Source organism: Paludibacterium yongneupense DSM 18731 (assembly GCF_000422925.1).
Taxonomy (GTDB): domain Bacteria; phylum Pseudomonadota; class Gammaproteobacteria; order Burkholderiales; family Chromobacteriaceae; genus Paludibacterium; species Paludibacterium yongneupense.
This window is the reverse complement of sequence record NZ_AUGZ01000008.1, coordinates 58,458-78,440: the sequence shown is the minus strand read 5'-3', so window position 1 is coordinate 78,440 and position 19,983 is coordinate 58,458. Positions and strand designations below refer to the sequence as shown.

Below are 19,983 nucleotides of genomic sequence, written 5' to 3'. Positions count from 1 at the left end.
GAAAAGGAAACATCATGCTTATTTCAAAACTTGCCTTCGTCGCCCTGCTGGGCACCGCCGCCGCGCAGGCCGCCGCGCCGGACCTGCAAAGCATGCAGCAGGAAATGACGCAGATCGCACACACGACCGATGCCAAACAGCGCGACGCCCTGTTGCAAAAACACTTGCAGCATATGAAGAGCTATTCGGCCCAATGTCAGCAAATGATGGCGTCCATGCCGATGAAAGACGGAAAAATGATGCCGATGAAGGATGGCAAAATGATGCCGATGGCACCGGCCAATTAAACACATTCTGCCGACTGCCGTTTTCGCGCCGATAACGCGCGAAAACGGTATTTTCCCAAATTTTGCCAGGTCGGAGAGCCGCTTCCTGTAACGCCGTCGCAGCTCGGAACACGGCGATGACATATTTACTAATAAAAACACACGCTCAGTTCACGTCAATGACGGTATGCTCCCCCAGGTTGATGTCTGCCGCCCGCTTATGGCCGGCCGCTTAAGACACACTTCCCCCGAAGCGACGATGATCACGGTGAGAACAGCACGATGGTAAGCAAGCATTTGTCGACATGGCGCCCCGTCCACTGGCTGGGCCTGGCCCTGGCTCTGTTGGCGGTTTTTCTTGTCTGGAACAACGTCCACAAGTCCGGCAAACCGGCCGCCGGCAATCCCGCCAATGCCCCGGTTCCGGTCAGCACCGCCGCTGTGACGCAGGGCGACGTGCCGCTGTATCTGACCGGGGTCGGAACCGTACAGCCCAATGCCACGGTCACGGTCAAAGTCCAGGTCGACGGCAAGCTGCAGCAGGTCGCGTTCAGCGAAGGCCAGACCGTCAAAGCCGGCCAGTTGCTGGCCAGGATCGATCCGCGCGCGCTGCAGGCGCAATTGCAACAGGCCGAGGCGCAACGCGCGCGCGATAGCGCCACGCTGGAAAATGCCAGACTGGACCTGCAACGCTATGCCACCCTGCTCAAGCAGAATTCGACCACGCAACAGACTTACGACACGCAGCGTGCTCAGGTCGGGCAGCTGGAGGGCACGGTGCAGAACGACGAAGCCGCCGTCAGCTACGCCAAGGTGCAACTGAGCTATACCACCATCACCGCGCCGCTGTCCGGACGCGTCGGCGCCCGTCTGGTCGACCCGGGCAACATCGTGCATGCCTCGGATACGACCGGTCTGGTGGTCATCAATCAGATCGATCCGATTTCCCTGACTTTCACCCTGCCCGGCGAAAAGATCGGCGCGATCAATCAGGCGCAGGCCGCCAGCCCCACCCCGCTCGCGGTCGAGGCCATCGATCGCATCAGCGATCAGGTGCTGGCGCGCGGACGGCTCACGCTCGTCAACAACCAGATCGACAGCAGCAGCGGCACGATTCAATTGAAGGCCACCTTCGCCAATGCCGGCCACACGCTGTGGCCGGGCCAGTACGTCAATGTCCATCTGAGCCTCGGCACCCGCGCCCACGCCTTGACCATCCCCGCCGCCGCCGTCGTGCGCAACCAGAACGGACCTTACACCTGGGTCCTGAATCCGGACCGCCGCGTACGCATGGCCGCACTCAAAATCGCCCAGATCCAGGACGGCTTCGCTCTGGTCGAATCCGGCCTCAAGCCCGGCGAGCGGGTCGTGGTCGACGGCCAGTACAAGCTGAAACCGGGCGCCCGCAGCGTTGAAATCGCCGCACCATCGACGCAAGGGGCCGGCAAGTGAGTATCTCCGCCAATTTCATCAAGCGTCCGATCGGCACCTCGCTGCTGGCCTTTGCCATCTTGCTGATCGGTTCCGCGGTCTGGCCGCTGCTCCCGGTCGCACCGCTGCCGCAAGTCGATTTCCCGACCATCCAGGTCTCGGCCAGCCTGCCGGGGGGCAACCCGGAGACCATGGCCTCCAACGTGGCGCAACCGCTGGAACGGCAATTCTCGCTGATCGCCGGCCTGTCGCAGATGACGTCGACCAGCACGCTGGGGTCGACCCAGATCACCCTGCAGTTCGACCTCAACCGCAATATCGACGCGGCGGCGGTCGACGTGCAGGCGGCGGTCAACGCGGCGACCGGGCAGTTGCCGAGCAATATGCCCAACCCGCCGACCTACCGCAAAGTCAATCCGGCCGACTCGCCCATCATGGTAATGTCGGTTCAGTCCGATGCCCTGCCGCTGATTCAGGTCAACGACTACGCCGACACGATTCTCGCGCAGCAGATTTCGCAGATCCCCGGCGTCGGGCTGGTCAATATCGGCGGCGCGCAAAAACCGGCGGTCCGCATCCAGGTCGACCCGGCCAAGCTCGCCTCGCTCGGCTTGTCGCTGGAAGACATCCGGCCGGTCATCGCCAATATGACCGTCAATTCGCCGAAGGGCACGGTGGACGGACCGCGGCAAAGTTTCACCGTCTACACCAATGACCAGTTGCTGAAAGCCGCTCCGTGGAACGATGTGGTGCTCGCCTACAAGAACGGCGCACCGATCAGGGTGCGCGACGTCGGGGTCGCCGTCGATGCGCCGGAGAATATGAAACAGGCCGGTTGGGCCTTCGCCGGGCGCGCGGCGCCGCCTGACAGCAACATCACCAACGGCCGCTCGATCGTACTGGCCATCACCAAGCAGCCGGGTGCCAACGTGATCGAAACCGTCGCGCGCATCAACGCGGCCCTGCCCAAGCTGAAAGCGGCGATTCCGCCGACCGTGCACGTCAATACCCTGATCGACCGCACTCAGACCATCCGCGCTTCGGTCACCGACGTCGAGTTCACCCTGGTGCTGACCATCGCGCTGGTGGTGATGATCATTTTTGTGTTCCTGCGCAATATTCCGGCCACGCTGATCCCCAGTGCCACGGTTCCGCTGTCGCTGCTCGGCACCGCCGCCGCCATGTACGTCGCCGGTTTCAGTCTCGACAATCTGTCATTGATGGCGCTGACCATCGCGGTCGGTTTCGTCGTCGACGATGCCATCGTGATGCTCGAAAACATCTACCGCCACGTCGAAGACGGCATGTCGCCGATGGAAGCGGCTCTCAAGGGGGCCGGCGAAATCAGCTTCACCATCATTTCGATTTCGGTATCGCTGGTCGCGGTCTTCATCCCCTTGTTGTTGATGGGGGGCATCGTCGGTCGGCTGTTCCGCGAATTCGCCATCACCGTCACCTTGACCATAGGCGTATCGGTGCTGATCTCGCTGACACTCACGCCCATGCTGTGCTCGCGTTTTCTCAAGGATCACCACGCCGAGCACCACGGCAAGCTCTACCAGTGGTTCGAGCGCGGTTTCGACATCATGCTCGACGGCTACAAGCGCGGTCTCAATGTCGTGCTGCGCCACCAGTTCGTCACACTGTGCGTGTTTTTCGCGACGCTCGCGCTGACCGTCCTGCTGTTCTGGTTCATTCCCAAAGGCTTCTTCCCGCAGCAGGACACCGGCTTTGTCTTCGGTTTTGCCGAATCGGCGCAAGACTCGGGTTTCGCGGCGATGAATGCACGCATGATCGCGCTCGCCGACGTGGTCAGACGCGACCCCGATGTGACGGCCTTCGGCATGTCCGGCGGACAGACGACCTACAATACCGGCAACTTCTACATCAGCCTCAAGCCCAAGGACCAGGGACGCACCGCCAGCGCCGATGAAGTCATCGCCCGCCTGCGGCCGAAGCTGGCCAAAGTCCCCGGCGTCAACCTGTTCCTGCAGGCCGGCCAGGACATCAACGTCGGCGGACGCCTCGCGCGGACCCAGTACCAGTACACGCTGACCGACGCCAATCTGGACGAGCTCAACACCTGGGCCCCGAAACTGCTGGATGCCTTCCGCACCCTGCCGCAGCTGACCGACGTCGCCTCCGACCAGCAGAACCAGGCGGCCGCCGCATCGTTCACCATAGACCGTGCGCGCGCCTCGAGTTTCGGCATCACCCCGGCGCTGATCGACGCCACGATCTACGACGCGGTCGGGCAGCGTCAGGTCGCGCAGTTCTTCACCCAGGTCAACAGCTACCATGTGGTACTGGAAGCCACGCCCAAGCTCCAGCAGGACCCGCAACTGTTCGACAAGATCTACGTGACGTCTCCCCTGAACGGCACCCAGATTCCGCTGTCGAACTTCGTCAAGCTCGATACCTCCCGAACGGCCTATCTGTCCATCAGTCACCAGAGCCAGTTCCCGGCAGTGACGATTTCGTTCAACCTGGCCCCGGGCGTTGCACTCGGCGACGCGGTCGACGCCATCAACAAGCAACAGGCGAAAATGGGCGTGCCCATGGCCCTGACAGGCGATTTCCAGGGGGCCGCCAAGGCCTTCGGCGACTCGCTGTCGACCCAGCCCTATCTGATCCTGGCCGCCCTGATCGCGGTGTATATCGTGCTCGGCCTGCTATACGAGAGCTATATCCATCCGCTGACCATTCTGTCCACCCTGCCCTCGGCCGGGATAGGCGCGCTGTTGATATTGATGCTGGGCGGCTACGACCTGTCGGTAATCGCATTGATCGGCATCATTCTGCTGATCGGCATCGTCAAGAAAAACGGCATCATGATGATCGACTTTGCGCTGCATGCCGAACGCGAGCGCGGCATGTCCCCGCGCGAAGCGATCTACCAGGCCTGCCTGCTGCGTTTCCGGCCCATCATGATGACCACGATGTGCGCACTGCTGTCGGGGCTGCCCCTGATGCTAGGCCATGGCGCCGGATCGGAATTGCGCCGGCCGCTCGGCTACGCCATGGTCGGCGGGCTGGTGGTATCGCAGGCGCTGACACTGTTCACCACGCCGGTGGTCTACCTCTACCTCGACCGCGCGCATTATTGGTATATGAGCCGCAAGGCCGCCCGCGCCGAACGGCGCAAGACGGCGGCTTGATCCGGCCAGCGTCTTAAGTCATCATCGCTCTTTCGATGGCGGATACCGGGTGTCCGCCATTTCCATTTTCCGGCGAAGAGAGCATGCATACGTCCCTGTTCGGCCTGGTCGCCCGTTTTATCCGCCAGAAATGGCGCAATTACGCCTCATCGGCCCTGATGCTCGCCGGTGTCGCCGCGCTGACCGTATGGATCCCGCGCCATGTCGGCGCCGTCGTCGACGCGCTGGCCTCGCACCGCCTCACCCATGCCGCGCTCGGCATCGCGCTGGCCGAACTCGTGGCCGCCGGCTTCGCCATCTACTTTCTGCGCGTAGGCTGGCGACAGCGGCTTTACGGCGCCGCCTACCAGCTCGGCATGGATTTGCGCACACGTCTCTACCTGCGCCTGACGCTTCAAGGCCCGACCTTCTACCTCGGTCAATCGAGCGGCGACTTGATGGCGCTGGCGACCAACGATATCGATGCGGTGGAAATGGCCGCCGGGGAGGCGGTTCTCGCCGGCTTCGACGGCATACTCACCTTGCTCATGGTGCTGGCGATGATGACGCTGGGGGTGGATTGGCGGCTGACCCTGTGCGCGCTGCTGCCCTTCCCGCTGATGGCGCTCGCGTTTAACCGCATTTCGCGCCAGGTATTTCGTACCTCGCATCGCGCGCTGAACTGTTTCGGCGCGCTCAACGCCCAGGTCCAGGAGAGCCTGACCGGCATCCGGACCCTGCGCGCACTCGGCCAATGCGAACGCGCCGCCACCACCTTCGCGGCGCTGGCCGAGGACGCCGCCGACGCCAGTTTCAAGGCTCAGCGCTGGGAGGCCGCCTATGAGCCGGTCGTCGGCGTGGCGCTCACCAGCGCCGCCGTCCTCGCGCTGGGCGCGGGCTCATGGCTGGTATGGCATGGCTATATCAGCATCGGGCAACTGACGAGTTTTTCGATGTACCTCGGCCAGTTGATCTGGCCGATGTTCGCCGCCGGCTGGGTGCTGACCCTGTTCGAACGCGGCCGCGCCGCCTGGTCGCGGCTGGAGCCGGTATTGTCGGCGCCGGACGGCGTCGACGATAGCGGGCTGGAAACGCCGTTGCCGCTGGACGGCGATATCCGCGTCGATGGGCTGGGATTCCGCTACCCGGGCGCCGCACAAGCGACCCTGAGCGAAATCGGCTTCACCTTGGCCGCCGGCCGGACGCTGGGCGTGGTCGGCGCCACCGGTTCAGGCAAATCGACCCTGCTGCGTCTGCTCCTGCGGCACTACCATCCCGATGCAGGACACGCGTGCTGGGGCATGCACCCGATACAGGCTTACCCGCTATCCGAGCTGCGTGCCGCCATCGCCTGGGTGCCGCAAGAATCCTTCCTGTTCTCGGCATCCATCGCCGAGAACATCGCACTGGCCCGCCGCGGCGCGCGCCGCGACGAAATCGAGCAGGCCGCGCGGCTGGCCGCCGTGCATCAGGATATCGAACGCTTTCCGCAAGGCTACGCCACGCCGGTCGGCGAGCGCGGCGTCACCCTGTCCGGCGGACAGAGGCAGCGTATCGCGCTGGCGCGGGCGCTGCTGGCCGACAGCGCGCTGCTCATGCTCGACGACGCCCTGTCCGCCGTCGATACCGAAACCGAGGCCAGCATCCTCGCGCATTTGCGCGAAGCGCGGCGCGGGCGGCGCGCCATCATTGTCAGCCATCGTCTGAGTGCGGTCGCCGATGCCGACTGGATACTCGTACTCAAGGATGGCCGCATCGCGGCCCAGGGCAGCCACGACGATCTACTGCTCGCGGACGGCTGGTATGCGCGCCAGTGGCGCTATCAACAACTGGAGGCCAGCCTCGATGCAAACTGATACCCGCTCGGCGCTGCGCCTGCTCGGGCATGCGGCCGCGCCCGAACGGCGCGGTCTGATCGCCAGCCTGGCCTGGCTGATTCTGGCGGCCTTGCTGGAAGTGGTCGGCCCGGTGCTGAGCAAACGCTATATCGATAGCTATCTTCTGCCGCGCCATAGCGATTTCGCCGCCATGGCGCTGCTGCTCGGCGTCGCCCTGTGCAGCGGTTACGCGGCGTCCGGCCTGCGCTACCTGCAACTGGTGCGTCTGGCCGCCATCGCCATGCGCTCGGTCCGCCGCCTGCGCGAGCAAGTCTACCGCCACGTGCTCGGCCTGCCGCTCGCCTATTTCGACCGCGCCATCACCGGCCAGTTGATCAGCCGCGTCACCAACGATACGGAAGCCGCCAAGACCCTCTACGTGCAGGTCCTGTTCGTTTTGCTCGACAGCAGCATCGTGCTGACCGGCGCGCTGGGGGCGATGGCCTGGCTGGACTGGAGCTTGATGCTGATCGTTCTGCCGCTGTTTCCGGCCGTTCTCGCCATCGTCTATGGCTACCAGCGGCTGAGCGCACCGGCCGTGTCGCGAACGCGGGAACTGCGCAGCGATATCAATGCCCGCATGGCGGAGAGCATCGCCGGCATGAGCGTTTTGCAAGCCAGCAATGCCGAGACACGCTTTGCCGAACAGTTCGCCGCCACCAACCGCGACCATTACCGCTCGCGCCGGGTCGAACTTGCCGCCAACGCCTGGCTGCTGCGGCCGGCGCTGGACCTGCTCAATGTACTGCTGCTGGCCGGCGTGCTCTACCGTTTCGGCCTGCGCCACCTCAGCGGGCTCGAGATCGGCGTGTTGTACGCCTTCGTCAGCTATATCGCGCGCGTGGTCGAACCCCTGATCCAGATCACGATGCAATTCGGACAGCTGCAACAAGCCATCATCGCCAGTGCGCGCCTGAACACCCTGCTGCAGGAACCCTCCGCCCCGGCACCGAGCGCTGCCGCCACCATCGGCGCCGGGCGCATATCCCTGAGCGGGCTCGGTTTTGCCTACCATGCTGGCCCGGCGGTGCTCAACGGCATCGACCTGGAGATTCCGGCCGGCGGCTTTGTCGGCATCGTCGGCCATACCGGCAGCGGCAAATCGACGCTGCTGTCGCTATTGCTGCGTTTCTATTCGCCGCAGAGCGGCCATATCGAGTTCGATGGCGTCGATATCAACGCCATCGCCGAAACCGCGTTCCGCCGCGACGTCGGCCTGGTTGCGCAGGAGCCTTTCCTGCTATCCGCCAGCGTACTGGAAAACATCGACATGGGGCGCGGCCTCGCGCGCGAGACGATTGAGCGCGCGGCGCGCGCGGCAGGACTGGACGAGGTCGTCGCTGCGCTGCCCGAAGGCTACGCCACCGAGCTCGGTGCCGATGGCGCCCGGCTGTCGGGCGGGCAGCGGCAGTTGCTGGCATTCGCGCGCGCGCTGGCCGGCGAGCCGCGCATTCTGCTGCTCGACGAAGCCACTTCGCACATCGACACCGAAACCGAACAGAAAGTGCAACTCGCACTCGCGGCGCTGCACGGCAAGGTCACCCTGGTCGCCATTGCACACAGGCTGGCGACGATACGCAGTGCCGACACCATCATCGTGCTCAAGCGCGGCCGCATCGTGGAACGCGGTACGCACGAGCAATTGCTGGCGCTCGAGGGAGGGGTCTATCAACGGCTCTACCAATTGCAGCAACTCGAAGAACCGCTGGCATCGCGCTAGCGCCAGCCGGCATCAGCGCGCGGGCGCCAGCCGGTCCAGTCGCAGCCGGTGGCGGGCATCGGTCAGCCGGTAGACGCCCGCCATCACCGCCGCCAGCGCCCCCAGACCACAGGAGCCGGCGATGAGGAAAAGGATCAGTATCTGGTATTTCACCGCGTCGGCCGGCGCGACGCCGCCCAGGATCTGCCCGGTCATCATGCCGGGCAGGGCCACGACGCCGGATGCCGACATGGTGTTGATGATGGGCATCAATGCGCTGCGCAACGCGGTGCGCACGACAGGCGCGAGCGCCGAGCGCCGGTCGTGGCCGAGCAGCAGGCGAACCTCGATCGCCACGCGGCGCGTCACCAGCCCGCTGCTCAGGCCATTGAGCCCGAGCGCGATGCCGGTCATGGTATTGCCTAGAATCATGCCCAGCAGGGGTATCGCATAGCGCGGGTCGTACCACGGATCGGGGCGCAAGGCTCCGGTCAGCGCAAACGTCGTCACCAGTGTCGCGGCGGCCAGCAGACAGGATGTACCCAGCCCGTAAGCCCAGATGCCTGCCAGACGCCGCTCCTGCCGCGCTGCCGCTTCGTAGCCGGCAAAAGCCACCATGCCCAGCGCCGCTCCCGCCGTCCACAGCGGCGAGGCATGACGAAACAGCGTCGCCAGCACCAGCCCCATCAGGGTCAGCTGCACCACCATCCGCAGGGCGGCGAGCAGCAGCTGGCGTTCGATGCCGAGCTCCAGCCACAGCGACAGGCCGGCGTTGGCCAACACCAGCACACTGGCGCATCCGAGTTCGGGGTAGCCGAGTGAGATATAACTATTCATTTTCGTCCTCATCGCTGAAACGGCCATCGCGGCAATACAGGGTGCGCGTGGCGACCCGCCGCGCCTGGGCGGCATCGTGGCTCACCCAGATCACCGTCAAACCCCGTTGCCGGTACTGCGCGATCAGGGCTTCCACCGCCGCGACCGACGCCGGGTCGAGTGCCGCCGTCGGCTCGTCCAGCAGCAACACGCGCGGAGCGCCCGCCAGTGCACGCACCAATGCCAGCCGCATGCGCTCGCCGGTGGAAGCCCGCGCCACCGGCCATGTCAGTGCGGCATCGGGCAGACCCAGGGCCGCAAGACCGGGCAATGCGGCGGCGGGAGAAGCAAAATGCTCCCCGACCGTATCGCCCCACCAGCCGGGCTCGGCCGGCAGATACGCGACGGCGCGCCGCCATTGGGGCGCGGGAAAACGTGCGCGCTCCACCCCGTCCAGCCACACTTCGCCTGCATTGGGATCGAGATCGACGATCGCGCGCAGCAGCAGGCTCTTGCCAGCCCCGGAAGGCCCCTGAATCAGCAGACACTCCCCCGGAGCAACGCGGAAACTGGCGCCGTGCACTCCGGAGCGCGTCAAATTTCGGACTTCCAGCATGACCACTCCATCGAAACGCCGCTGCAAACCGCCCGGCATGATTGGCGGCATTATAAGCCCTGGCGTCCTTCCTGCCACGGTGCCTCCCAAGGGAACAATTCAGCACAAAAGGAAATTTTTAATATTTTATCCATGACAAATGTTGTGTCACAAAAACTTCACAAATAAAATCTTGCCCTCCTCGCCGGCGTCGCCAAGCCGCAACCCTTGCAGCGCAACGGTTTATGCATTGCGGATGCCGCATCGCGCCTCAAACTAAATCATATTCAATTACATATTTAAAATAAGTGTCCTATACAGTGACTGTGTGTTTAAACCTGTTGATCCCCGGCCACTCTGCGGAGCGCTGGATATCGGAACACACAGACTCTCGGGCCGTCTGGAGCCCTGGTACTGGAGATTCAAATGTCTGTGCTTCGCCTCTTCTTCGCATCACTGTGCATCAGCCTCGCCGCTCACGCCAACCCGGTGTTCAACAGCACCTTCTTTGGTTACCACTTCCACGCGTCCGCGCAACAGTCGCAAGCTAACGGCATGGGCTTCGGGCAGGTTCGGTTCTGGGACACTTATACGCGCTGGGCCGATCTCGAGCCCCAGCGCGGCGTCTATAATTTCACAACGCTCGACACCCTGGTAACCCGGGCGCAAGGCCAAGGACAAGGCATCACCCTGACGCTGGGCAGCACCCCGGCCTGGGCTTCCTCCCGCCCGACAGAATCCTGTGCCTACGGCAGCGGCTGCGCCGCGCCGCCGGCCAATCTTCAGGACTGGACCGACTATGTGACCAAGGTTGCCCTGCGCTACCGCGGCCGGATCCAATGCTATGAAGTCTGGAACGAAGTCAGCTTCCCGACCGTATACGGCGGCGGCAGCACGTCCTTCTTCTCCGGCAAGCCCTACGACCTGGTTCAGCTGTCGCGTCTGGCCTACCAGGCAATCAAGGCAGCCGATCCGAGCGCCTGCGTGCTGTCTCCGTCCTTCCATGTCACCGGCGACTGGTTCCTCAAGCTGCAGTCCTTCCTCAATGCAGGCGGCGGAAGCACCTTCGACGTTCTGAGCTGGCATCTGTACTACGCCCCGGCCTGGCCGGAAAAATCGGCCGGACACATTCAACGTCTGCGCAGCATTCTCAACAGCTACGGCCTGACGACCAAGCCGATCTGGAACAGTGAAGTCGGAGTCCCGTTCGCCATCTTTGAAACCACGGTGGCCCAGACACAGACCCCGAGCAATCTCGACTACGCCTTGCTGCTGCGCAGCTACCTGATCGATGCCGCCTTCGGTGTCAGCCGCGTCTTCTGGTATGCCTGGGACGACGGAACCTTCGGCATGGCACAACCGACCAGCTATGCATCGCAGGGCGCGAAACCGGCCATCAGCAGTGTCATCGCCTTCCTGTCCGGCAAAACGGTAACCGGCTGCACAGAAACCAACTATCTGTGGAAATGCACGCTGGCCACGGCGACCGGCAGCCCGCAAACCGTAGTCTGGGCCGACTCGGCGGTCGGCTCGCTCAGCTACACCATTCCCGCTACCGCAAGCCGCGTCTACCAGGTCGGCCTGCTGTCGACGATGGCGGCCGGGCAGACGGTCACCCTTGGCTATCAGCCGCTGATCATTCAGTAAATCAAACGCGACAGCCGGTCGGGGGGCGGAATCGCCGCCTCCCGACCGGCCTTTTTCATGTCGCCGTCCCTACATGTCCCGGTAAACCACCGACGTCATATAGCGTGCGTCCGGATACGGAAAAAACCCCTCGCAGCCAAAGCGCAAGTCGACCCGGAAACCATACTGCAGCGTAGCGGTCAGCATAGGCGGCGAGCACAGCCCGACCATGCGCTCCATCCCCGCCGCGCAACACAGTTCGAAACCGGCATCCATCACCGCGCGCAGCGCGCCGCTGCCGGCGATGCCGGGCGCCAGCCACAGTGCCCCCACGTAACCGGTGCGCCATGTGGACCGGTTGATGCGTTCGCCAGGCGCCAGCATGCCGCGCGACTCCAGTATGCTCTCGACCGGCAGACGCGCGCCCTCATGCTCGGGCAGAGTCAGGATCAAGCCACCGACCGGTTCATGCTCTTGAGCGGCGAAGCAGGCCAGAAAACGCACGCTCAGTGCGGCGCCGCCGACCTCGCCTTGAGCCGTTGCGCACGCATGGCGCCCCAGGGCGGCCTCGCGCAGGACAAGAAAGCGCTGCGCCAGCGCAGGCTCGTCTTCAAGGGTAAAACTACGCAAGGCGAGCATCGGCTCCCCTCCCGATTTCATTCTCATCGCGGCTCCCTGTGATCTTCTGCGCCCACCGCCGCCCCCAGGGATGCACAGGCGTGGTCAAGGCCTCCCCCCTGGCCCACCGGCCGCTCGCATCCCGATTGAACCAGGGCGACAGCCCCCCGCCCCCGGCCTTCCCTCCTGGGCGACCACCCAGGCCAAGGGATCTACGTTTGTGTCACAAGGTGCATTATCGTATTCAATCGACATTGCCGCCCCCGGCAATCGGGGCAGCCACACCCGGCGCGCCGACGGAAAATCCGCCCCCCGCCTGCCGACTTCCGCCGTAAAATGGGCAGATATGCCAGTAAACAGGAGCCGCACCATGAGCAAGATCGAAATCTTCGACCCGGTTACGGTTGAAACAGAAACCGAAACCGATCCGCTACGCATCGCCTTCGCCGCCGACCTGGAGTGGGCGCGCAAGAATGGCTGCGAGATCGAACGCTTCGACCCGCAGCACAAAGGTTTCTTCAAAAATGCGACCGCGAACGCCTTTGTCGCGCAACACGGATTGGCGGGGCTGCCGCTGACCCTGATCGATGGTGTCGTCGCTCTGAGCGGCCGCTTTCCCAAGCGCATCGAGCTGATGGACTGGATGGGCTGGCGCCAGCTGGCACTGACCGATGCCGCACGACCGTCGGAACAGGACAATTGCGGCGGCCTGGGCTGCGGCTGAGAGTCGTCGGCGGGCAGGTCCGGCGCAAACCCGGCGTTTTCGCCAGATGCCGGCCCCGGTCCCGCAACCCGGCTTGCTGACGGAACACAGCTGACATAAATTACAGGTAAGCTGTCTTCTATTATCATCGTATCCCGCCCGAATCGAGATTCCGCGCCGGGAGGGAAGCCCGAGAATGAGCATGCGATCGTCACTGGCTGATCCGGCTCGCCGCCGAACGACTGCTAGCCCTGGTCGGTCCGCGCGCGGGGACAGCCCGGCCCCGCGCATGCGCCGACTCGGCCTGTGCGTCGGCATCATCCTCAGCGCCATGTTCCCGAACGCATGGCCCGCCCCCCCTCCGCCCGCCAGTGTAACGATCCATTACTATCCGAGCGGACCGATATACGACTATCGCTGGAAGGTGCTTGAACTGGCGATGGCTCATACTCGCGATAGCGGCAGGGAAGTCCGCTTCGAGCCCTATGCCGAAGATGTCACCCAGGACAGGGCGCAGCAGTTGCTGGAATCGAGAGCGATCGATGTGATAGCGCTCGGGACCAATGCCGTTCGCGAAGCGCATATGTTGCCGGTGAAAATCGACATCCTGCGCGGCATGGTCGGCTATCGCATCTTCATCATCCGCGCTGCGGAGCAGGCGCGAATCTCGGCCATGAGCGATGCAGAGCTGCGCAAGCGGCTGATTTTCGGTTCGAATGCCCAGTGGGCGGACCTCGCCGTCATGCAGGCGGCCGGTTATACCGTCGAAACGGCCACCAGTTACGAAAATCTGTTCGGCATGCTGGCTGATCAGCGCTTCGATGCCCTTCCGCGCGGAATCAACGAAATACGGCACGAGGCGCCGCTTCGCCAACACTACAAGGGACTGGCCGTAGAGCAGACAAAGGCGCTGTACTTCCCGTACCCGATTTACTTCTGGGTCAACCGCCACAATATCGAGCTCGCGCGCCGAATCGATCGCGGCATGCGGCTGGCCATGGCAGACGGATCGATGCGTACGCTGTTTCAGCATTACTACGCGGCTGAAATCTCCATGATGAAAGCCGAAAAACGCCATGTAATCCGACTGGAGAACCCGATGCTGCCGGCCGGAACGCCGATGGTGGACACCAGCTGGTGGTGGCAGTGACACGTCGGCCGGGCAAGTAAGGCACACAGACGGGAAGGGTGATCGATGTTTTTAACGCAGACGCTTTCCAGACGACTGCTGTATACGATGTTCCCCTTGTATCTGCTGCTGACTCTCAGCATGATCGTGCTGCAATTCGGCATCCAGTACCTCGGCACCAGCCGCGACATCGGCCGCGATCTGGAGTCGCTGGGCCGGACGGTACAGCCGGGAATCGCCGAGTCCCTGTGGGAACTGGATACGGCTCAGCTCGCCTCGATCGCGCACGGACTGAAACAGAACGCCATCGTCTCCGCCGTCCGCATCGAGACCGCCCGCGGCGATGCCTTGATCACGGAAGGAAGCCTCTCCGCGGCCGACGACGAGCAGCCTCTCAGCCAGGCGGCGTCCAAACAGTCCTCTCTGGTGCTCACCCATATCACTCCCCGCGGCGATCTCCGCATCATAGGCACCCTCAAGCTTTACGCGGACAGCGATGTGGTGTGGGACCGTACCCGGTACGGCTTCTGGCTGGTGCTGCTCAACTCGCTGCTAGTCAGCACCGGTTCGTGGCTGATTTTTTCCTGGGCCATTCGCTACCGCCTGTCGCGCACTGTCACCCGCATCGCCGGGGCGGTGGAAAGCTGGCGGCTCCAGTCGCCGGACGCGCCGGTCGAAGCGATCGATTACCCCTATCACGACGAATTGGGCCAACTGGTCCTCGCTTTCAACGAAAACCGCGCCCAGTTGGTCGACTCCCTGCAGAAACTCAATATCCTGAATCTCGATCTGGAAGCCGTCGTCGCCCTGCGTACACAGGAATTGCAGCTGGCCAAGGAAACGGCCGAGGCGGCCAACCAGGCCAAAGGCCAGTTTCTGGCCAATATGAGCCATGAAATCCGCACGCCGATGAATGCGATTCTCGGCATGCTCTACCTTGCGTTGAAGAACAATCCGCCGCCCGAGCTGGCCAAGCACATGCTGAAAGCGCAGGAAGCCGCACACTCCTTGCTCGGCATCATCAACGACATTCTGGATTTTTCGAAAATCGAAGCCGGTAAACTGGAAATCGAACACATCGAATTCGGTCTCGATGCGGTGCTCGAACAGCTGACCGATGCGATCAGCCTGCAGGCCGAACGCAAGGGCGTCGAATTCCTCATCCGCTACGACACCAGCATTCCGACGATGCTGGTGGGCGACCCGCTGCGGCTCGGGCAAATTCTGCTTAATCTGTGCGGGAATGCCGTCAAGTTCACCGAAAATGGCGAAATCGAACTCGCATTTCAGCATATTTCCACCCGCGGCGACGATATCGCCATGCAGATCAGCGTGCGCGACTCGGGACTCGGCATGAACGAGGAAGCACAGGGACGTCTGTTCGAGAAATTCACCCAGGCCGATCAGTCCACCACGCGCCGCTTCGGAGGCACCGGCCTCGGCCTGGCCATCAGCAAGAATCTGGTCGAACTGATGGGAGGGCGCATCTGGGTCGAAGACTCCCAGCCCGGCAAAGGAACGACGATCTGCTTCACCATCCGCCTGCAGATCGCCCGCCAGGCGCAGGCCCGCCGCCACCAGTTGCTGGCGCAAGTCGGCCCGATGCTGCGCGACGTGCATGTCCTGGTGGTCGACGACAATCAGGTCTCCTGCGAAATCCTCGCCGAAATGCTGCGCTTCTTCCATATCCGGGTCAGCATCGCATCCAGCGGACCCGCCGCGCTGAAAAAACTGTCCGAAGCGAGCCCTGCTGTCGACCTGGTGCTGATGGACTGGCATATGCCCGGCATGAACGGCGACGAAGCGGCCTTGCGCATCCAGGATGACCCGCTGATCCCCCACAAGCCCAAAGTGGTGATCGTGACCGCCTATGGCCGCGAGAACGTGATCCGGCTCGCCCGGCAGGCCGATGCCGACGGATTCCTGATCAAGCCGGTTTCGCCATCGACGCTGCTCGATGCCATCCTGTCCGCGCTCGGGCGCGGACGCCTGCGGGGTCTGGACGATGCATCGCAGCTGCCGGAAGCGCGCGACACGCTGGCGGGGCGTTTCGTCGGCCTGCGCCTGCTGCTGGTTGAAGACAACAGCATCAACCGCGAATTCGCCACCGAATTGCTGCACAGCGAAGGCATCGTGGTCGACCAGGCCGTGAACGGCAGGGAAGCGGTCGAACGGGTACAGGAAAAAGACTACGACATCGTTCTCATGGATATCCAGATGCCGGTCATGGACGGTCTGGAGGCCGCGCGTCAGATCCGCGCCCTGGCCGCCGCCCCCGGCGCGGAACGTTTCGCCAGCCTGCCCATCATCGCCATGACGGCGCTGGCAATGGAACAGGACGCCGAAAAAAGCCGTCTGGCCGGCATGAACGATCATGTGACCAAGCCGGTGCTGCCAGACTACTTGATGGAGGTTCTGGCCAAGTGGCAGCCCGCCCGCCGGCCCGCCCCACCCCTACCGGCGCCGGCGGCGGCGTCGAGGTTGCCGCCCGAGCTCGCCCGGCTGCTCAGCCTCGACGCCGCCGCCGGCGTCCGCCGCATCGGTGGCCGGGTCGAGGCCTACCGCAAACAACTGCGACGCTTTCGCGAACACTATGCCGGTGCGACGGATCAACTGCGTGCTCTGATCGGGCAGCAGAACCTGGTCCAGGCCGAAGCCTATTGCCATGCACTCAAGGGCGTCGTCGGCAATATCGGCGCCACGGCCCTGTTCGAGCGGGTGAACGATATCGATGCCAGTCTCAAACTCGGGCAGCGCCCGGATGGCACGGCCCTTGAAAGCATGGGCAAGCGGCTGCAGGAGGTGCTGTGCGAGATCGACGCCCTGCCGGCCGGCGGGGCTCAGGCCGCGGCTGTCGCCGCACTCGATCGCGATGCGGTGCTCGCTCTGCTGGGGCAACTCGCACACGCGCTGTCCTATGACCTCGGCGCGGCGGAACCCCTGCTCGTCCAGTTGCGCGGCGGCGGCGAGCTGGTAAACGAAATCGACGCCATTGCCGCCCTCGTAGACGTTTTTGCCATCGACGAAGCCCTCGCACATATCGCCGCGCTGCAAGAGCAACTGAAAAACACCACCCGGATCACCTCGCCATGACAGCCATCGCCGCCGCACGCCCCCGTATTCTCATCGTCGACGACGTGCATGAAAACCTGCACGCACTGATGAATATCCTGCGCGACGACTACGCCATCGTTGCCGCCACCAGCGGCGACAAGGCGCTGGAACTGGCCCGGCGCGATCCGGGGCCCGATCTGATCCTGCTCGATATCAAGATGCCGGATATGGATGGCTACGAGGTACTCACCCGGCTGAAAGCGGACCCCGCGACGTCGGGTATTCCCGTGATCTTCGTCACCGCCCTGGCCGAAGCCACCGACGAGGCCTGCGGTCTCAAACTCGGCGCCGCCGATTACATCACCAAGCCGGTCAGCCCGGAGCTGGTGCGTCTGCGCGTCCGCACCCAACTCGAACTGCGCGGCTACCGCCAGAACCCGGCGCTGTTTTCGGTCGCCGAATATGACGACTCCTGCCGCCGCCCGACGCTGCTGGTCGTCGACGACATTCCGGAGAATATTCACGAGTTGCTCGAAGCGCTCAAGGACGACTACCAGATGACGGTTGCCCGCTCCGGCAGCCGGGCACTCGAGATGATAGCCGGCGACTCGCCGCCGGACCTGGTCCTCCTCGACATCGTCATGCCGGAAATGGATGGCTACGAGGTCTGCCGCCGCATCAAGTCGACCCCGATCGGAAAGCGCATCCCGGTGATTTTCGTCACCGTCATCGATGCGTCGGTGCAGAAGGTCAAAGGATTCGACACCGGTGCGGCCGACTTCATCACCAAACCGTTCGATATCGACGAAGTCCGCGCCCGTGTGCGCACTCATCTCGAACTCGCGCATCTGCGCTCGATTCTCGAGGGTCTGGTCGCACAGCGCACCGCCCTGCTCGAGCAGAGCGAGCAGAAATACCGCATTCTGGCCGACTACTCCCCGAACTGGGAATACTGGATCGCACCCGACGGTCGATACCTTTACGTCTCGCCGGCCAGCTTCGATGTCTCGGCCTACTCGCCCGATGATTTCTTCGCCGACCCGCAGCTGATGGACAAGATCATCCACCCGGACGATATCGCCGACTGGCGGGCCTACGGCCAGTCGCCGCCAGCGGCAGACCCGTGCCGGCTCGATATCCGCATCCGGACACGCAGCGGCGAAGAACGCTGGATCGAGCACGTCAGTCGCCCGGTATTCGACGCCGCAGGGCGGTATCTCGGTCGCCGCGGCTCCAATCGCGACATCACGGCCCGGCGCGAAACCGAGCGCCAACTCGATTTCATCACCCACCGCGACCTCCTGACCGGCTTGCCGAACCGCACCCTGTTCAGCGAACTGCTGAGTCACGCGATAGGGCAGGCCGAGCATTCGCGCCAACGCTTCGCCCTGCTGTCGCTCGACCTCGACAATTTCACCACCGTCAACGAGACGCTCGGACATCGCGTGGGCGACCACTTATTGATCGAAGTGGTCAAGCGGCTGCGACAGAGCCTGCCGGATGTCGACGTCATGGCGCGTATCAGCGGAGATCAGTTCAACCTGATCGTCGAGCACGATGGCGTGCACACGCTCGGTATCGATCTGGTCGCACAGCGCCTGATCGACACGCTGGCCGAGCCTTTCACCATCGACGGGCACAATGTCTACATCGGCGCCAGCATCGGTGTCGCGCTCTACCCGACGGATGGCCGCGATGCCGGCACCTTGCAGAGCAGCGTCGGCTCGGCGCTGCACGAAGCCAAACTGCAGGGGCGCGGCGTGTTGCGCTTTTTTTCGCCGGAGATGACCCGGCGCGCCAAGGACAGGCTGACGCTGGAAGCCGATCTGCGCCACGCGCTCGAACGGCAGGAATTGCGTTTGCATTACCAGCCTCAGATCGACCTGGGCAGCGGCCGTATCGTAGGGCTGGAAGCACTGGTGCGCTGGCAGCATCCGTCGCGGGGACTGGTGTCGCCGGCCGAGTTCATCCCGCTGGCGGAAGAGAGCGGCCTGATCGTCCAGCTCGGCGACTGGGTGCTGAATGCCGCCTGCCTGCAGATCAGGGCCTGGTCCGATGCCGGCCTGGCGCCACGCCAGACCGCGGTGAATGTGTCGACGGTCCAGCTCAGCCGCGGCCAGCTGCTCGGGTCGGTCAAAGACGCGCTCGCGCGCACCGGCATCGCCGCCGACAGGCTGGAACTCGAAATCACCGAAAGCATTGCCATGGGCGACACCGACCAGTCGTCCCGCTCGCTGGCCGAGCTGCGGCAGCTTGGCGTGCGGCTGTCCATCGACGATTTCGGTACCGGTTATTCCTCGCTCGCCTATCTGCAGAAGCTGAAGGTCCACAAACTCAAGATCGACATCTCCTTCGTCCGCGACGTCACCACCAATAGCGGCAACGCTTCGCTGGTCAAAGCCATCATCGCGCTCGGGCACAAGCTCGGGCTGGAGATCATCGCAGAAGGGGTGGAAGAGCAGGAGCAGGCGCAGTACCTGCGTTCGCTCGATTGCGATGTGATGCAGGGCTATCTGATCAGCAAGCCGTTGCCGGCCGACGACATGACGCGTTTCCTGCGGGACTTCGTGCCCATGGCGATCGGGGCAGGAACGGGGGAGTGAACGTTCAGCTCCAGCCCAGACGGCGATGCCGGCTCCGCGCCGACTCCGCCGCCTTCGCCGCGGCAGTCGCGTTCAGGACGCGCGCAAAATAGGCATGCGCGATGGACAGCTTGCGGCATCCGTCGTCCAGCGCCGCCGCACTGCCCGGTCCGTCCCGGACGCCGACCCAGAGCGCGAGCTCGCCCGCGCCATCCGCCGTCAAGCGTACCGGCGCCAGATCGGAGAACGGGCTGTTGGCCTGCAGCAACAGCAGGACGACCCCCTGTCCCGGCGTGGAGGGGCAAGGGCCGAGCCGCATCAGCAACACCCAGTCGCCCTGCTGCGCTCCTGGCAGCAAAGCCAGCGACCGCCCGTCCGGACTCTGCAGCCGGAACTCGCCGCGCGGGCCGGCGGCGGCGGACACGCCCCGCCTTTGCAACCAATCGCGTA

General features: G+C 63.9%; 14 protein-coding genes. 10 read left to right on the top strand and 4 right to left on the bottom strand.

Features of this window, described 5'->3' with window-relative positions; genetic code table 11:
* The first annotated feature begins 14 nt into the window (after window positions 1-14).
* The 5 genes from G520_RS0104795 (at window position 15) to G520_RS0104775 (ending at window position 8,431) form a co-directional block, all read left to right on the top strand.
* Window positions 15-287 (top strand): hypothetical protein, encoded by a 273-nt coding sequence (locus G520_RS0104795; protein ID WP_028534651.1) that lies wholly within the window; start codon window positions 15-17, stop codon window positions 285-287.
* 261 nt (window positions 288-548) lie between these two features.
* On the top strand, window positions 549-1,718 hold the full coding sequence (locus G520_RS21600; protein WP_051229054.1) for an efflux RND transporter periplasmic adaptor subunit: 1,170 nt from the start codon (window positions 549-551) through the stop codon (window positions 1,716-1,718).
* Window positions 1,715-4,855 (top strand): efflux RND transporter permease subunit, encoded by a 3,141-nt coding sequence (locus G520_RS0104785; RefSeq protein ID WP_028534650.1) that lies wholly within the window; start codon window positions 1,715-1,717, stop codon window positions 4,853-4,855. Before G520_RS21600 ends, G520_RS0104785 begins: the two co-directional genes overlap by 4 nt.
* 83 nt (window positions 4,856-4,938) lie before the next feature.
* Window positions 4,939-6,690 carry an ABC transporter ATP-binding protein gene (locus tag G520_RS0104780; protein ID WP_036665429.1) on the top strand — a complete coding sequence of 584 codons (1,752 nt, stop codon included), beginning with the start codon at window positions 4,939-4,941 and terminating at the stop codon, window positions 6,688-6,690.
* Window positions 6,680-8,431: an ABC transporter ATP-binding protein gene (locus tag G520_RS0104775; protein ID WP_028534648.1), complete on the top strand. Its 1,752-nt coding sequence runs from the start codon at window positions 6,680-6,682 to the stop codon at window positions 8,429-8,431. Before G520_RS0104780 ends, G520_RS0104775 begins: the two co-directional genes overlap by 11 nt.
* Before the next feature lie 12 nt (window positions 8,432-8,443).
* Here G520_RS0104775 and G520_RS0104770 read toward each other — a convergent pair whose 3' ends face one another.
* The gene (locus tag G520_RS0104770; protein WP_028534647.1) at window positions 8,444-9,247 is read right to left on the bottom strand and encodes an ABC transporter permease; all 804 of its coding nucleotides are present in this window, start codon (window positions 9,245-9,247) and stop codon (window positions 8,444-8,446) included.
* Window positions 9,240-9,842: an ABC transporter ATP-binding protein gene (locus G520_RS21595; RefSeq protein WP_036665427.1), complete on the bottom strand. Its 603-nt coding sequence runs from the start codon at window positions 9,840-9,842 to the stop codon at window positions 9,240-9,242. Before G520_RS21595 ends, G520_RS0104770 begins: the two co-directional genes overlap by 8 nt.
* 405 nt (window positions 9,843-10,247) lie before the next feature.
* On the opposite strand from G520_RS21595, the gene G520_RS0104760 reads away from it, so the two are divergent.
* Entirely contained in the window at window positions 10,248-11,468 is a 1,221-nt protein-coding gene (locus G520_RS0104760; protein ID WP_028534646.1) for a beta-galactosidase, read from the top strand.
* Window positions 11,469-11,537: 69 nt separating this feature from the next.
* Here G520_RS0104760 and G520_RS0104755 read toward each other — a convergent pair whose 3' ends face one another.
* The gene (locus G520_RS0104755; RefSeq protein ID WP_156876879.1) at window positions 11,538-12,113 is read right to left on the bottom strand and encodes a hypothetical protein; all 576 of its coding nucleotides are present in this window, start codon (window positions 12,111-12,113) and stop codon (window positions 11,538-11,540) included.
* Window positions 12,114-12,435: 322 nt separating this feature from the next.
* Here G520_RS0104755 and G520_RS25195 point away from each other — a divergent pair, with 322 nt between their 5' ends.
* From G520_RS25195 to G520_RS0104735, 4 genes are all read left to right on the top strand, one after another.
* Window positions 12,436-12,789 (top strand): arsenic metallochaperone ArsD family protein, encoded by a 354-nt coding sequence (locus tag G520_RS25195; protein ID WP_028534644.1) that lies wholly within the window; start codon window positions 12,436-12,438, stop codon window positions 12,787-12,789.
* Between the two features lie 268 nt (window positions 12,790-13,057).
* A complete protein-coding gene (locus G520_RS0104745; protein WP_211222768.1) occupies window positions 13,058-13,918 on the top strand; it encodes a type 2 periplasmic-binding domain-containing protein in 861 nt (286 codons plus the stop codon).
* Between the two features lie 45 nt (window positions 13,919-13,963).
* Window positions 13,964-16,990, top strand: coding sequence for a response regulator (locus G520_RS0104740; protein ID WP_028534642.1), 3,027 nt, complete (start codon window positions 13,964-13,966; stop codon window positions 16,988-16,990).
* Complete coding sequence (locus G520_RS0104735) at window positions 16,987-19,554, top strand: EAL domain-containing protein (RefSeq protein ID WP_028534641.1); 2,568 nt, start codon at window positions 16,987-16,989, stop codon at window positions 19,552-19,554. The genes G520_RS0104740 and G520_RS0104735 overlap by 4 nt, the downstream gene beginning before the upstream one ends.
* A 4-nt stretch (window positions 19,555-19,558) precedes the next feature.
* Here the strand turns inward: G520_RS0104735 and G520_RS21590 are convergent, their stop codons facing one another.
* The gene (locus G520_RS21590) at window positions 19,559-19,957 is read right to left on the bottom strand and encodes a type III secretion system chaperone family protein (protein ID WP_211222767.1); all 399 of its coding nucleotides are present in this window, start codon (window positions 19,955-19,957) and stop codon (window positions 19,559-19,561) included.
* Window positions 19,958-19,983 lie beyond the last annotated feature (26 nt).

Excerpts from the sequence above, each read along its gene's own strand:
- G520_RS25195 (WP_028534644.1), top strand. The coding sequence starts at position 12,436 with ATGAGCAAGATCGAAATCTTCGACCCGGTTACGGTTGAAACAGAAACC.
- G520_RS0104735 (WP_028534641.1), top strand. The coding sequence starts at position 16,987 with ATGACAGCCATCGCCGCCGCACGCCCCCGTATTCTCATCGTCGACGAC.
- G520_RS21595 (WP_036665427.1), bottom strand. The coding sequence starts at position 9,842 with ATGCTGGAAGTCCGAAATTTGACGCGCTCCGGAGTGCACGGCGCCAGT.
- G520_RS21600 (WP_051229054.1), top strand. The coding sequence starts at position 549 with ATGGTAAGCAAGCATTTGTCGACATGGCGCCCCGTCCACTGGCTGGGC.
- G520_RS0104755 (WP_156876879.1), bottom strand. The coding sequence starts at position 12,113 with ATGAGAATGAAATCGGGAGGGGAGCCGATGCTCGCCTTGCGTAGTTTT.
- G520_RS0104740 (WP_028534642.1), top strand. The coding sequence starts at position 13,964 with ATGTTTTTAACGCAGACGCTTTCCAGACGACTGCTGTATACGATGTTC.
- G520_RS0104745 (WP_211222768.1), top strand. The coding sequence starts at position 13,058 with ATGCGCCGACTCGGCCTGTGCGTCGGCATCATCCTCAGCGCCATGTTC.
- G520_RS0104760 (WP_028534646.1), top strand. The coding sequence starts at position 10,248 with ATGTCTGTGCTTCGCCTCTTCTTCGCATCACTGTGCATCAGCCTCGCC.
- G520_RS0104780 (WP_036665429.1), top strand. The coding sequence starts at position 4,939 with ATGCATACGTCCCTGTTCGGCCTGGTCGCCCGTTTTATCCGCCAGAAA.
- G520_RS0104770 (WP_028534647.1), bottom strand. The coding sequence starts at position 9,247 with ATGAATAGTTATATCTCACTCGGCTACCCCGAACTCGGATGCGCCAGT.
- G520_RS0104775 (WP_028534648.1), top strand. The coding sequence starts at position 6,680 with ATGCAAACTGATACCCGCTCGGCGCTGCGCCTGCTCGGGCATGCGGCC.
- G520_RS0104795 (WP_028534651.1), top strand. The coding sequence starts at position 15 with ATGCTTATTTCAAAACTTGCCTTCGTCGCCCTGCTGGGCACCGCCGCC.